This is a genomic window from Sulfitobacter sp. 1A13679 (assembly GCF_043557115.1).
Classification (GTDB): domain Bacteria; phylum Pseudomonadota; class Alphaproteobacteria; order Rhodobacterales; family Rhodobacteraceae; genus Sulfitobacter; species Sulfitobacter faviae.
Genome location: NZ_JBIFFO010000017.1, coordinates 1 through 13870 on the forward strand (window position 1 = coordinate 1; position 13870 = coordinate 13870).

Sequence of the window (13870 nt, forward strand, 5' to 3'; positions counted from 1 at the left end):
CAATCGCATCGACGACCTACTTCCGTGGAATTTCCAGCCGTCAAGCTGATCCTAAGTGCTACGTAGCCGCCGCTTACTAATAAACTCAAACCTGACTCTGATTTTTCCACTTTATTCATTCATTGGTTCATCTAGTAATTTAATGATATTAACCCACTTTCGAAATAGTATCACTGTTTGCGCTAGCTATATGCACAGTGTTGTGGGGAAGTGACGGGTTTGACCTCGCCATATTCAGGTTCGGTAGGTCTGCACTCAATATTTAATTGCGGATCGTGGGTTTTCCCAGAGGGGCGCTCTAGGAGCGCCCTTCGTTTTGCGGTGGGGTATCATCGAGCGGAGCCCGCAGGACGATCCGCCCGTTGATCGGGCAAGTCTCAAGCTGAAGCGTGTAGCCCTGTCCGTCCTTGTGCGCCCAAGCCGCGCCGACTTTGTTCCAGAAGGATTTCTCGCCTCTCTGTGTGACGTGCCAAGCCAGAAAGTCGGGTGCGTTAAGTGCTGGGGTAGTTTTCGTTTTCTCGCGTGCCATGATCTCATCTCCTTTGTTTGGGGTGGCTTGCTAACGCCCTCCCGTCAGGCCGAAGGCAAAGGCTCGGGATTCATGGTCAACACGGCTGGCGCAGCCAGGTGGTGCGGGCAGACCATTGAAGGCCGTGCCGCGTTCGGCCAAGGAAATCGCAGTGCGATTATTGGGTGTCCTGATGCAAGCCCGCCCCGATCAAAGGGGTGAGAGATACGCGGTCAGAAAAACGGCAACTGTCCTTCAGCCAGCCACATCCGTCATGCCCTGCTTCGTGTCTCGCGCATCTACTGGCGAAAATCCGCATCTGGAACCGCTGGCGCTGCCCTTGGCGAGCGCACTGTGACGGCGAGCAAACCCGATGCCCGCTTCTTTCCGATCAACCGAGATCAATCCTGTGGTGCTTTGGGCGATAGCAGCCGCAAACCGCAGACGCGCTCCCTGCGCATCCGCCTATGACGTTCTAGCGTCAGTGCCGAACCATCAGCGCCTTCACTGGCCGATGATGATGTGTGTCCGAGCCGAAAGGCTCTGAATGGTTCGGAGCCTCCTTGAAGCCAAAGGAGGATGACATGAAACTTGTCACTCGATTTGAAGCAGCAACGCTAAGAACACCTGAATTGTACGGTCTGCGCAAAGAAGCGTTCATCGCTTTTACTGCCGCCCCGCGCGGCTCGCAGGAACAGCGCGAAGCACTTGTGACGATGCGAACTATCGAAGATGAGCTGGCGACCCGTGCGCCAGGTCTCTAAATACTGATGCGGCTGGCCGTGAGGTCAGCCGCGAATTTTTCTGACCGCTTGCGTTCAGTGCTCTCTCGCTGCCGTGTGACCAGCGAGGGTCTGAACGTCCGAAACAGACAGGGGCTCACCGCCGAACCCCTGCACGTTCCAGAGACCTTGCCGAATAATGTCCGCCTGATGCCGCAAGCCCAGCCAGGTCGGCGATGGGTGACAATCGGCGCAACAGTTGATCGTTGCTAGAAGGGATTTTTCGAGATCGAGCCTTTCGGGCTTCTCCTTCACAGGGAAAACCACGAATTCCAGATTGTCGCTTATGTACTCGGTGACGCGGGCTTCGACTTCCTTCTGGTGCTCGATATCCACGCGGCCAGCGTATTTCAGTTTGTTGGCTCGCGATGTTAGGTCGAAGTTCCACTGTTCAAGAAAAGGGTCATCGGCCAGCAGGCAGCGTCCGATGTGTTTCCGAAAGATGCTTCTGTCCTTGTTCGGCTTGAACAGGTGCTCGTGCAGTCTCTTGGCGAGCCTATCGTTGCCCGTGTGCGTTCCGACACGAACGATGCGATCTCCGCCGTGGGCAGACTCGCCCTTTTCGAATACCAAGTAGATGCCGTTCTTGGGTATCTCACCTGCAGAATATGAAGCATTCAGACGGGGAAGCGTGTTCGCCCAATGGTGCAACAGTTCACACGCTTCAGACATGGCACTGCTCGTTTAGCCACTTCAATCTTCTGCCTTGGGATAGGCCATCCATAGGCTGGGTAACGTGCGCGAGCCTGGGCGCGAGGAATTCCGAATATTTTCTGCCAGCCAATAGAACGAATTCATCATTCTGTAGGTCACAACGTTCTTCGAGCGAGGCGATTACTCCCTCCGACCAGTCCTTGCGATCTTTCACCTTCATATTGTTGAGTGTCTTTTCGTAAGGCGAAATTACTGTGTCCAGATCAAGGATTCCGTGAAGCGCGGAAAGAATGAAAATCTCTTTCGGTTCGAGCAAGAGTGCATAGCTCATCATCTTCTTGAAGAGCGGGCTTGTATAGAGTTCCCGCGCCTTGCTCGGCACGGATCGTTTGCTCTTCACGCAGGAGATTAGGACTATCGGGCGTTTGTTGGTCTTTGAATTCATCTTGTTTTCAGTTGGTTACAATAGAACGTACCACAGCATAACTCATGCGCAAATAGCGTAGCGGCAAACAATGCGAAGCATAAGGACGGCTGGCCTTGAGGCCAGCCGAAAATTTCCTGCCCTATCAGAACAAGGAAAGCTGCGCTCCGCGCCAGCCTGTGCGCTCGGCCTCGTGGTCGAGCCATGCGGTGACGAAGGCGACAGCGCCGCCGTATTCGGCAACCGTTCCCTTGTGCGTGAAGTGCGAGCGGTAGCCTGTCTCAGTGACGGGCAACGGCGCTTTGCCTTCGGTGCGCAGTTCGATGTGATCGACCATGCCGAACGCCTCGGGCGTGAAGGTTATCTCGATCTGAACGCCGCGCCATACGATTGTATGTTGTTCCATTGTCTTGCCCTCCGCCGTGGCGGAGCCGCCGCTTACGCGGCGACTCCTTCTGCTGTTTCGTTCTGGGCTTGGAACGCATGCAGGAAGTCTGCTGCCTTCTGGGCGTGAGCGGCTGCCGAGAAGATCGCCCGCTTGTCGTCCTTCAGCACCTTCAGCCAGCTCTGGATATAAGCCGCATGATCTGTGCCAGCCTCGGGGGTCAGGCCAAGATCGGCACAAAGGAACGCCGCGCCGAGTTCGGCAACAAGCTCTTCGCGGGCATAGCCTTCATCGCCCCATTTCTTGCGCCCGAATTCTCGGTCAAGGCGCTTGGGGTGCTTCGTCCAGTGCGTCAGCTCATGCGCCAAGGTTGCATAGTAGGCCTCGGGGCTGCGGAAACACTCGAAGACAGGCATCTGAACATGATCGCTGCCGCCGCTATAAAAGGCCTGATTGCCGCCGTGCCGAACGTCCGCACCTGTCGCCGCGAAGAAGTCTTCCGCATGGGTGATGCGCTGCGCGGGGTCAATGACGGGCTCGGGCTTTACGTAGTAGTGCTCGGGCAAGCCTTCGATCTGCTCAACGTTGAAGACGGTGTAAGCCTTCATAAACGGTATGGTGCGCTCTTCCTCCGTTCCGTTGTCCTGTTCCTCTAGCTTTGTGATGGTGTTAGCATAGACAACAGAGTTGCCGCGCTCGCCCTTTCTGACGTGTGCGCCCAGCTCTTGCGCTTGGCGGTAGGTCATCCAGTACGGAGAGCAAAAACCTGCTTCCATCGCCGCGCCCCACAGCATCAGAACGTTGATGCCGCTATAGGCTAGGCCGTTATGGCGCAGGGGTTTGGTCACACGCCCGTCCATGTTGCCAGCGCTCCACGGCTTCAGCCATGTGAGTTCGCTCTGCTCCAAATCGGCGATGATCTTGTCTGTGACTTTCTGGTAAACGTCTTGTTTCACTTCCTTTTCTCCTATGTTTGGTTGCGCATGCAACCGAACTGCCCCTCTGGCGAAGAGAGGGGGGAGACCGTCACAGACCGCAGGCAGCGGTGGGGGATCGCCCATCCTGCACAAGCAAAGCGCGGAAGGTTGGGGAGACCGCTGACTGCGCCCGAAGCCCATGCGGAGGGCTTGGTCTTGACGGCGAAGGGGGTCGCAGACCCCAAAACAAGAAAGAGAAAGTCAGCCCGCCAGGGCTGGCATCAGATCAGCGCAAGGGATCGAAGCCGAATGGCCGAGACCGCCACAGGCGGGCTCGGTTCACGACAGCCCGACCCGAAGGGTGCGCCCGTCAGCAGAAATGAACCCGCATCCCTGATAGTTGATCATGTTCTTTGTGAACCAAGTGCCCTAAAGAGGTTGTGCAACAGACTCATCGAGGGCGCTAGGGAAACGAACATCGAGCTTTACAATGTTGATTTCCATAGATTAAAATGGACGAACAATGACGGGCACCATCGACTACGCAGAATTGACAGACATTAAACTCGACCCTCTCAACCCGAGGCTCGGTCGATCCATTAATGGCAAAAACCTCTCGCAAGACGAAATCTATGACCGAATGAAAGACTGGTCTCTAGAAGAGCTAGCAACTTCATTCTTGGAGAGCGGCTTTTGGGTACACGAGGCGGTTCTATGCGTCAGAGAAGAACTCGATGGAGAGCAAGCATTAGTAGTGGTCGAGGGCAACCGCCGAATAGCTGCCCTAAAAAGGCTAGCTAAGACTTTTGATGGTGAAGACACGTCAAAGCGCTGGTTGGAAATAATAGCTGGCCAGACGCGCCCAGACAAAATGTTTGCCAACGTGCCTATCATAGTCGTGGGGTCTCGGGAAGAAATAGTGTCGTTCTTAGGATTCAGGCACGTTACTGGCATCAAAGAATGGGCGCCGCCTGAAAAGGCACAATTCATTGCTAAAATGATTGACGATGGTGGCCTGTCATATCGAGACGTCATGCGCAAAATTGGCAGCAAGACGCCGACGGTTCAGAGAAACTACATAGCCTTTTGTATTCTTCGACAGATGGACGACATAGAGGATATTGTCGTTAAAGAAGTCGAAGATCGCTTCAGCGTCCTTTTCTTATCGATTCGAACCTCTGGTGTTCGAAAATTCCTCAATCTCGACCCGAAGTTTGAGGTAGAGCCAGGCGAAGTGTACCCACCCATTCCGAAAGACAGCATCCCGAATTTGGTGGAGTTTTCTAAGTGGCTCTTTGGCGACCAAGAAAATAGTCCAGTTGTGAGCGACTCCCGTCAGATAGATAAGTTTGCGAGCGTGCTGGCTTCGGAAGACGGCCTGGAGTATTTACGAAGGGTTAGAAAGCCTAGCCTAGACAAAGCCTATGTGATCGCTGGTGGTGATCAGGAAGAAGTCTATGACCTAATATCAACGGCGACAGTTAATCTTCAAGAAGCGCTAACAACAATTCACTTCTACAAGGAAGATGAAAGGTTGAAGAGCATATCCAAGAAGATGTTTAGCACCGCGCTTCAAATCAAAGAAACACTTGGAATCGAGTGAATATGCTCCAAATTCCAGAGAAAGACTTCAAGAAATCTGTAGGTGTGTCCAATGTGGGGGTGACCTCCTTAGGTGATTGGCTGGAGGCCTGCCTACTGTTTTCAAGCGAACGCGTTTCAAAGAATGATGTGGTTGATCTGCTGATAGAAGAACAGGTATGTAATGATGATGGACAAGATTTAGCCTATCAGATTGCAACCCAAGGATGGGAAGAACTTGGTCGCCGCCGGAATTGGGGAGGCTTGTCACTTGAGGCCGAATTCACCAGAGACAGACTGACGCGCCAAACGACATGGGAGGACGACCTTTTTTCTTCGTTTATGGTTCTTCTGTCTTTGTTCAGAATATACCCCGAGTGGGCGGCTGGACACCGCGACTTTGTAGGTCAAGGCGACCTTTTCGAACGGTGTACCGAGGTAATCTGCCCTTCACTTCTACCAGGCTGGAAAACTTACCGCGCGGGATGGACGCCCGATGACGCGAAGAATATCCCAGGAATTGTCGAGGCACTGTGCGAGTTGCTTTTCACAGCAGGCGCAGCTGATCTGAACGATTGGATAGCACCGCAAGGCAACGATGGAGGTCTTGATCTCGTCTGCTACCGACCTTACGGAGACGCACGCGAGGGAATGCCTGTATTCTTTCTTCAATGCGCTAGCGGGAAAAATTGGCGAGAGAAGATACATACGCCCAACGGAAAAACCTGGCAGAAATACCTGAATGCGGCTGTAATGCCAAGCACGGGGATTATTGCACCTTTTGTGATCGAAAGCGCGGAGTTGAAGCGCGCTTCACTGGAGGGGCAGGCCATCGTTTTTGATCGCCTACGGCTGTTGAGCGCTAAGCGAGCAAACCCCATCGTACTGCCCGAAGCGCTTGCGAATGATCTCAAAGCGTGGATGCAAATACGAGTGGATGCCCTGCCGCTAGCTTGATCATTCTTGAATTAACGGGTTGGGCGGCGGTCAAGCGGAACGTCACCACCTTCAGCCTTTAGCCAGAACACAACTTCGTCTTCATAGCGTTCCGTGTACCAGGTGCGATCGCAAAAGCATTTATGAATAATGTTATCAGGTAACACAGTCTTTTCCCCACACTCCCAGCACCAAAACGCGAAAGAGCGACAGCCGTCACATTTTCCAGTAAAAATCACACTCCATCCGCCGAGCGGCAAAGAAAGCTGGCCGTCCCAAAAAACAAGCCCCTTTGTTTTACGATTCTGATCGACACAATATGGACAAGGTTCAACAGCGGCGTGGTCAAGATTCTCGGCGTCATCGTCCGCCATAAGGACGATTTCTATGTTCTGATCTGCCCTCGCTTCTGCGGCCTCCGTCCACCCACTAGAACAGACAATTACGCCGCGATTAGCCCTAACATCGCGCATCATTCCTTCGAAACTTTCGATATCCTTTACATTGATCTTTCGATTTCGCCTTTTAGCATCATAGATAATTCGCCGAGCCACACCGCTCTGCCATCGTGCATCAACCAGAATATCAATCTGCCTTTGAACGCCACTGATCGTCCCTCTTAGAGAAGCATTCGGGATAACTGTCGCGTCCATGCCTGCGTTCTCTGCTTGAAAACAGGCAACTACACGTTGATAGACCAACCAGTCGGGAACGTCAGTCACGGTGAGATTCCGCAAGTGACCACATTTATCGAAGAGATGATCCTCATCTAATCCTCGTTCGAAACCATCATAGAGGACAAAGTGCTATTGGGGATGGATGGACAATCAGTCAAATCGAGATCGAACCTTACATTCTCGATGGGAGCATTCAGAGCAATCTCCGGCACTGGAAGGCTGGATGCATCGAAGACGGCAAGTGACGATCCATCGGGGAATACACTCAGCTTCATAGAATTGCGGTAAATATCCTGCCCACCCTTGGCCATACACTGACGCAAAAACGATGTGCGCAGTTCCGGCTCTGTGATCTGCGCATAAATTTCCTCCATCAGCTCCGCTGCGGTTCTTCCAGAGCCAAGCTCAATCACATTGAGTGACGCAACATAGGTCTGATAATCGCCATTTGGGCGAAGCTGATCGAGAGAAAATCGATGCTTTCGCCTTGAGCTTGTGGTCGTTTTGACTTCAAGAACAGCCCTACTGGTCACGAAATCGTACTTGGCCATCTTGTGGCTGCACCAACAACGAACCGCCGAGTGAACATCGCCCGCATACGATAGTATATGCAGTTCACCCCAAAGGCCGATAATGTCCCTATCCGCACCTGCTATCTGCTTAAACAGGTTTGCAAGGTCTTGAATGCTAGAAGCAATATCTCGATTGGAAAACGGTGCGCGGCCATTTTCAAAAGTCTCCTCGAGGAGCAATAACAGCAGCCGAACAATGTCCGGGTCGTTCTCACGTAGACTGACAATAGTGTAGACACCCGAAGCGCCAGCACTGTCTGCCGCGTCTATGGTGCAATTTCTGGAAAAATGTGCAGAAATTGAGCGTAACTCAATATCGCTTCTGTGATCATCCAAACGCGCGGGGAAGAGCAACGATGGGTACGCATCGCCGTCCACAGAAAGCCACAAGGAAGAGTCGGCGTTCAGCGGTTTACCAAAGAGTTGAGTGCACCCTTCGGGAAAATCGTTGACAAGATTTACGTAGGTCTCGAAGAGCACTTCCGCTACCTTTCGATCCAGACGCGCTCCATGAGATGATCGGGAACATGAACGGCCAATGTCGGCACATCCCTGATCATCCGCTTCTTGTCGGAAGTCTGGATATCATAGCGGTGAAGTTGGAAGGTTATCTTCTCCGCAGATACAAGAGCTCTGGCACCAGGATAGTTTGTGTTCGCATTCGCACCTTGGAAGAGGTTCTTGATCTTCGGAGGGATGGTGTCTCCAAGAGTACGAACGGCATCAACGTCTGACCAAGGCCCTGACAAAGCATAGAAGCTACAGGTCAACTCTGGGTCTTCGTTTACCAGACGCTCAAGGCCTAACAGAAGCGCAGAATGTTGCAGGTTGTCGTCTGGCCACTTGTAGCGGAGTTGTCCAATCCTGGGAAGCAAGTCGGCGAGCTCGACACTGTCACTAAATGCTGGAACCACCTGCTTGTCGTTCCATCCAGGTTCTGCATAGCTCTCAAAATCGAAGTCGGCGATAATGCTATCAACGACATCGCGGTTCTCTGACACTATCTCTGAGTCATCGAATGGGTGGTCTGGGATGACCCAACCGCCACGGCCTTTCGACTGATACATTTCCAAAAGGATGACGGAACTGCGGGTTGGCTTCAGGCTTTGGTCGAGAAAGTAACTGCGCCTCCAGTCCTTCAGCGTCCTATCTTGCGCCAGATGGTGTCGAATTGAGCCGCGGATGGATTCTTCATGCTTCACGTAGTCGGTGAAGGCATCGATGTTTTCTGACGTCAGATAAATTCGACAAAGGCCTAGGTATCCTCTTTTGTAGCCAAAGAAGCGAGCACGCTGCTGAATGTTGTCAGCGTTCCCAACGCCCGTTGATCGGGGCATATAGCTTACTGTCAGACCTTCGACTGTGAACCCCCTATCGAGTCCGATACCGCCTACGAGAATCCAACTGTAATCTCCCTTCCAGTCTATGCTTGGGATGCGGTTCTTTTCTCTTGTATTGAGTTCTTCCACAGCCGTCTCCTCGATGGCCTCGAAGAGAACAGACAACACTTCCGAAAAAGTGAATGATGTATCATACGTCTTGAACAGCTCTTTCGCCGATACTTTGAAAGCGGCAACCAAGTCCGCATAGTCCTCGTGGTTTTCATCTTGGAGAATGATCGACCAATTCTTCTTGGTCTGTTTCACCCACCGTACAAACATCAGGTGCTCGTCCTTCGGCACCGCAGGATGAATCATCATCGAACGATTGCGTCCGTTCTGATAATCCTCTTCCAGCAGGCCTATAGCTACACCGACAAAATAGTGGCGGAGTGCTGCAAGCAAACTACTGGGCGGCTCAATCGGTGGATCGTTTTTGTCAGGCACATCGCCAATTGGAATTGGCTCGATGTATTTACTTGCACCGTCAACAAAAAACTCCTGTCCGCCCACATACTTGCTGCCAGGTGTCAAAACACATCCGAAATCTGGCGAAAGGGTATCGATCCGACTGATCAATAGTGGAGCTTGCGGGGTGGCGGTGTAGAGCAAGTAGCTGTGATGAGGAAATAGTTTCCGCAAATCCATGATACGCGAGTATGTAGTACTCTCTTCATCCTGCTTTGCCCTGGTATTGATCCCCGCCTGATCTCCTTCGTCATCGATAATGAGCGTTGGCACATCAGTCAGATCAGATTTTGAAAGTAACTTTGAAAGGTTGTCTAGGTGCTGGTGCTGCTTCATCGAGACGATGAGGATGGTTCGTGCACGCGGACTACCACGCCGCCATTTGGCGAGTTCCATATTCACACGATCAAGTTCACTTTGCTGAAAACCTTTTTGCTGGGTGGAAAACAGCTTCCAATCCCGCGTAGCATCAATATCAAGGTCTTCCTTCAGGCGCGCGTGCGACTGCTCTACGAGATTATTGGTAGTCCCAGCCAACAGGATAACCAGGCGGTACTTGTTGTCTCGGGCTAGCGCGGCCAGCCCTGTGAAAGAAAGTGTCTTACCACTTTGCACGTAGCCGATGACGAGACCCGTATTGGTCTTTCCCGCCGCCCTCGGATCAATGCAATCGCTAAGAATCTTGGTCGTCTCTTCGGAGAGTCGATCCTTCTCTTCTTGGGACAACGCACTGTTCGCTTCCAACATATCATTGAAGGCACTTCCCTGCACGGGGTTCCAGCCCCCGCGCCCCAATGGTGCAGTAGGCGCAACCTTAATAACGCTCGTCTTACTAGTCATGCATCGTTCTCTTGGACATTTGGTTTTTCAGAATTTCATTGGTGTACCTGCGAATCACAGTCGGCTTTTTGTCTGCAAGCTCTGCTGCAACGACTTCGGCCAATCCCATAGCTGCCGCGATATTTAGTATCGCAGTAAAGCTGTCGGCATCCATTGTCGGAAACTGCGCCATGAATGGGTGAAGCATGGCCACCCGCACCGTTACGCGGCGCGGCTCGGGGTCAAGGATCGAAGGATGATCTTGAATTGTGAGCCAGTCGGCACCGTCATCCGCATAGGAAAGCTCCATGGCAACGATCCATGGCTCACCTCTGAAGCTAAGCTGAAATTCGGCTTGCTCCTTGTCCGCACTCGCAATATCGGGCAGCGTCTGGTCTTGGGGTGTGTCCTGATCTGGGGCAGCCTGGTTAACATCGGCACTAATGGTGAACAAATCGTCCGCCTCGCCTTTTGTCTCACCGTTCGCCGACAGTGTCGCATCGCTAAGGTTCGCTACAGTTGCATTTAAAGCTGCCGTAGCGTCCTTGCGGATGCTCTTTACGCTAGCTTTTGTGCGATGCTCTCGGGCTTGCTGAAGAAGCGGAAATTCTTCTTCCGATAAAACCTTGCGTAATTTCCGCAGAAATTCGTCTTCACTTTCCTCCCACTTGATGCCGTCCTTAGTGTGAGAAACAAAGAAACCTTTCAAATGAATTTCACCGAATATCCTTTGATATGGATACGTATTCGAGCGGCCAAAAATGTCCTCTGGGCGATACGCTTCGTCTGCGCTCCCCATTATAAGACGCTTTCGCCGAAAGAGCGCCAGCCCCGCCAAGCGGGTACTCGCCGTTTCTCGTATCGCCACAAAGCCCGTTGCCGATTTTCCATCACCAAGGTCAAAATCGATATCTTTCTTCCACAAGACGGCCTCGCCGTCTGGGTCGCGATAACTGGGTGCGCTCAAGATAACTGGATCTTCATACGTCAACTGTTCACCATCAACGTAGAGAGCCAAAGAACCGTCTCGAATGTAGACACGATAGATGCTTGACAGGTGCTCTTTGATCTTGTGAATTGTCTTGCCGCGAGGGAAGCGGCGAATGTTTTCAAGTCTTACTTCTGTGTAGTGCTTGTCTTCAGCGACTTGCATGGAAAGCACGCTAAGTTCTTCTACGCTGTCGTGAACGATCTCATCGATATTGAAGATAACGGTTCGTTCAACATTCTCGCCCAAGGCACTTGAGCGGACGCTCCAGTTTGGAGCAAACCAACAAGCCGCGCTCTTCATACCCATGCCGAACTCAGATAATCCTGTGGCATTCGGCGGTATTTCCGCAGGGCGAAAAGCCCTTTGATAGTCCGACGACGCAATTCCAGCAGCATTGTCTTTTATTGATATTATGTTTCCCAGGACGTTAAAATCTATGTCAACGCGAAGCTGGTAATTTCCACCATCCACGGACTTTAGCTTCTTAGCATTGTCGATACTGCTTTGTATGGAATTGTCTACGAACTCGGCTAAGGCAAACCAAGATTTGTAATTTAGATGTGGGAGTACAGAGAGAACGTTGACGCCAGGGCGAATATTTACTGAACTTACCTGTGCCATTACTCTGCCGCTACCGCCATGGTATCTTTATCTGCGAAGGGCTCGCGGTTCATCAGGCAATCATAGATGTGGCCTACCACATCAACGTTCACTGCATTCCCGAAAGCCTTATACGCGCCATTCTTTGAATCTGGCAGGTGTTCAAGCGCACCCATACTTTGCAAACGGCTACACTCCCGGGGTGTCATGTATCGCCTGCGCCAAGCCACGATTGGCACTTGGCTTGTGGTCATTGCTATTAGTGACGGGGCTGAATCTGCTTTTTTCACGCGAATACCGCTGGCACGAAATTGAAGAAGGTGATGCCAGATATCGCGCTCCGCGCCCTTACAGTTCCATTCCAGCTTTTGGAAGCTCGGCGGAAAGCCTTTGATCTTGTCTATCCAACTATCGATCAACTTCTGGTGCTGAACATAAAAATTCCTGTTCTTCTGAATGAAATCAATTTTCCAGTCTGGAAATGCGTCCAGTTCAGTTCGTGCGTAGCTTGGCAGCGACTCTTCCACCTCTTTCGGAGACAAACCCTTCAAAGGTTTCCCGAATGCCCCTTTGTAGTTTCCGAGTCCTTTATACGAGCGCTTGTGTGGCGTACTGCCATCGAGGGGATAGTCGGCTCCGAACTCCATAGCCCAAATTGGGAAAGATGGGAGTTCTTCCTCGCGAGGAAATGCCGCGAGAAATTCCTGCCAGGTTTCGATGTACTTCACATGGTTTTCGTTCAGACCATGCGCATCGGGCGGATCATTGTCGAGAATTGAGTGAATAGATATTTCAGGCATTGCCGTTGGCTTTCGCCAGTTGAAGCCACCCAACCCTTTTCTGTCCCCGACAATAAAGGCGCGCTCACGCTTCTGTGGAATTCCGAACATATGCGGCGATAGGCGCTCAAAGGAGATATCGTATTCTTCGCGAAGCTGCGAGCAAATGGTATTCCAAGTGTCTCCACCATTATGCTTTATCAAGTTCGGAACATTCTCGATGATAAAGTATCGCGGCTCCTTCTGTTTGAGGATTGCCACTACATAGTCAAACAAGTTGCCCCATTGCGGGCATTCCAGCCCCTTTTGATCTCCTGCCTTGGAGAATGGTTGGCAGGGGAAACCTGCACACAGAATATCATGGTCAGGAATTGACGCTAAATCAACGCTGCGAATGTCGCCATGCGGGCGAAGACCGAAGTTCTTCTCATACAGATCGGAGAGTCCGACATTCAACTCTGATGCGAATACACACTCCGCCCCGCGCTGACTAAGCGCTTGGTGGAATCCCCCTAGACCCGCAAAAAGATCAATAAATTTCATTCGGTTACACTGCCTCGCGGTTTTCGTTCAGGCTACATCCCCCGCGCATTTTTTGCAACACAAGCTTTCGCCCCGACTACTGCATATTGGGCTTACCAATCGCCTGTGAACAAGATGGTGGGCGTTGGAGCTTACACTGAACGCAGTTGTGGAAAGACTAGCAAAGCGAGTTGACGGGTTCAGCGCCGCGGCGCTGACGCCATCCAGTCTGCGCGGGGCTGGTCTCGATGAAGTCGTCTCCATGAAGTGGCCTCCACGGCGTGGTGCGGGTCAAACGGGCGGTCGGTAGGCCATGGTTCGGTGTCGGTGGAGAGGGCATTCTCCAAGTCTGACGATCTGGGTTTGGGGGTGGTGATAGCCCCCCAAGAGTGATCCATCTTCGGCAAGATGGCGGCATCCAATCCGCGTAGGGTTGGTCAGGGTTCCAAGGGGTGTGACACGCTCTTTGGTCGATGGGAAGGTTCCAAGGAAGGGCAGCGCGAAGGCTCCCTCCCTGGTCTCGATGAAATCGTCTCCATGAAGTGGTCTGGATGAAGTCCTCATGGGGGTATCGGGGGAGCAGGAACGCTCCCCCGATTGGTGATGCAACGGTCAGACGTTGCGAGTGGGTTTCAAGGGGCGCGATAGCCCCTGATCTTCCTGAAAGGATCGATGGGTGCAGGGAGAGCGAAGTCTCCCGCGAGTGATTGAACGGCGATACGTTCTGCTGGCTCTGGATGGGGTCAATCCCCTGACAGAGCCACGGCCTGGGGGATGCAACGGGGGCGCGCAGCGAGCCCCCTTGCCAAGATGGTTTTGTACTACAAAACACATCTTGCGGTTTCGCCTAACGGCGGCCTTAGGGCTTTGTACTAC

General features: G+C 52.3%; 13 protein-coding genes. 3 read left to right on the forward strand and 10 right to left on the reverse strand.

Features of this window, described 5'->3' with window-relative positions; genetic code table 11:
- Positions 1-298: 298 nt before the first annotated feature.
- Positions 299-529, reverse strand: coding sequence for a hypothetical protein (locus ACGYLA_RS13600; RefSeq protein WP_394433157.1), 231 nt, complete (start codon positions 527-529; stop codon positions 299-301).
- 563 nt (positions 530-1092) lie between these two features.
- Here ACGYLA_RS13600 and ACGYLA_RS13605 point away from each other — a divergent pair.
- Positions 1093-1272 carry a hypothetical protein gene (locus tag ACGYLA_RS13605; protein WP_394433159.1) on the forward strand — a complete coding sequence of 60 codons (180 nt, stop codon included), beginning with the start codon at positions 1093-1095 and terminating at the stop codon, positions 1270-1272.
- Between the two features lie 54 nt (positions 1273-1326).
- Here ACGYLA_RS13605 and ACGYLA_RS13610 read toward each other — a convergent pair whose 3' ends face one another.
- The 4 genes from ACGYLA_RS13610 to ACGYLA_RS13625 all read right to left on the reverse strand — a co-directional run bounded on the left by ACGYLA_RS13610 (position 1327) and on the right by ACGYLA_RS13625 (position 3709).
- The gene (locus tag ACGYLA_RS13610) at positions 1327-1962 is read right to left on the reverse strand and encodes a hypothetical protein (RefSeq protein ID WP_394433161.1); all 636 of its coding nucleotides are present in this window, start codon (positions 1960-1962) and stop codon (positions 1327-1329) included.
- Positions 1955-2389, reverse strand: coding sequence for a DUF6884 domain-containing protein (locus ACGYLA_RS13615; RefSeq protein ID WP_394433163.1), 435 nt, complete (start codon positions 2387-2389; stop codon positions 1955-1957). The genes ACGYLA_RS13610 and ACGYLA_RS13615 overlap by 8 nt, the downstream gene beginning before the upstream one ends.
- A 124-nt stretch (positions 2390-2513) precedes the next feature.
- A complete protein-coding gene (locus tag ACGYLA_RS13620) occupies positions 2514-2774 on the reverse strand; it encodes a hypothetical protein (protein ID WP_394433165.1) in 261 nt (86 codons plus the stop codon).
- A 32-nt stretch (positions 2775-2806) separates the two neighbouring features.
- Complete coding sequence (locus tag ACGYLA_RS13625; RefSeq protein WP_394433167.1) at positions 2807-3709, reverse strand: ArdC family protein; 903 nt, start codon at positions 3707-3709, stop codon at positions 2807-2809.
- Positions 3710-4193: 484 nt separating this feature from the next.
- Here ACGYLA_RS13625 and ACGYLA_RS13630 point away from each other — a divergent pair, with 484 nt between their 5' ends.
- Both ACGYLA_RS13630 and ACGYLA_RS13635 read left to right on the forward strand, forming a co-directional pair.
- Positions 4194-5273 carry a hypothetical protein gene (locus tag ACGYLA_RS13630; RefSeq protein WP_394433169.1) on the forward strand — a complete coding sequence of 360 codons (1080 nt, stop codon included), beginning with the start codon at positions 4194-4196 and terminating at the stop codon, positions 5271-5273.
- Positions 5274-5275: 2 nt separating this feature from the next.
- On the forward strand, positions 5276-6208 hold the full coding sequence (locus ACGYLA_RS13635; RefSeq protein WP_394433171.1) for a hypothetical protein: 933 nt from the start codon (positions 5276-5278) through the stop codon (positions 6206-6208).
- Positions 6209-6219: 11 nt separating this feature from the next.
- On the opposite strand, the gene ACGYLA_RS13640 is transcribed toward ACGYLA_RS13635, so the two are convergent.
- The 5 genes from ACGYLA_RS13640 to ACGYLA_RS13660 are packed head-to-tail and all read right to left on the reverse strand — an operon-like array spanning position 6220 to position 13015.
- Entirely contained in the window at positions 6220-6909 is a 690-nt protein-coding gene (locus ACGYLA_RS13640; protein ID WP_394433173.1) for a restriction endonuclease, read from the reverse strand.
- A 47-nt stretch (positions 6910-6956) separates the two neighbouring features.
- Positions 6957-7916 (reverse strand): PD-(D/E)XK motif protein, encoded by a 960-nt coding sequence (locus tag ACGYLA_RS13645; RefSeq protein WP_394433175.1) that lies wholly within the window; start codon positions 7914-7916, stop codon positions 6957-6959.
- Positions 7917-7921: 5 nt separating this feature from the next.
- Entirely contained in the window at positions 7922-10123 is a 2202-nt protein-coding gene (locus ACGYLA_RS13650; protein ID WP_394433177.1) for a Z1 domain-containing protein, read from the reverse strand.
- Positions 10116-11714: an ATP-binding protein gene (locus ACGYLA_RS13655; protein WP_394433179.1), complete on the reverse strand. Its 1599-nt coding sequence runs from the start codon at positions 11712-11714 to the stop codon at positions 10116-10118. Before ACGYLA_RS13655 ends, ACGYLA_RS13650 begins: the two co-directional genes overlap by 8 nt.
- Positions 11714-13015, reverse strand: coding sequence for a DNA cytosine methyltransferase (locus ACGYLA_RS13660; RefSeq protein WP_394433181.1), 1302 nt, complete (start codon positions 13013-13015; stop codon positions 11714-11716). The genes ACGYLA_RS13655 and ACGYLA_RS13660 overlap by 1 nt, the downstream gene beginning before the upstream one ends.
- Between the last annotated feature and the right edge of the window lie 855 nt (positions 13016-13870).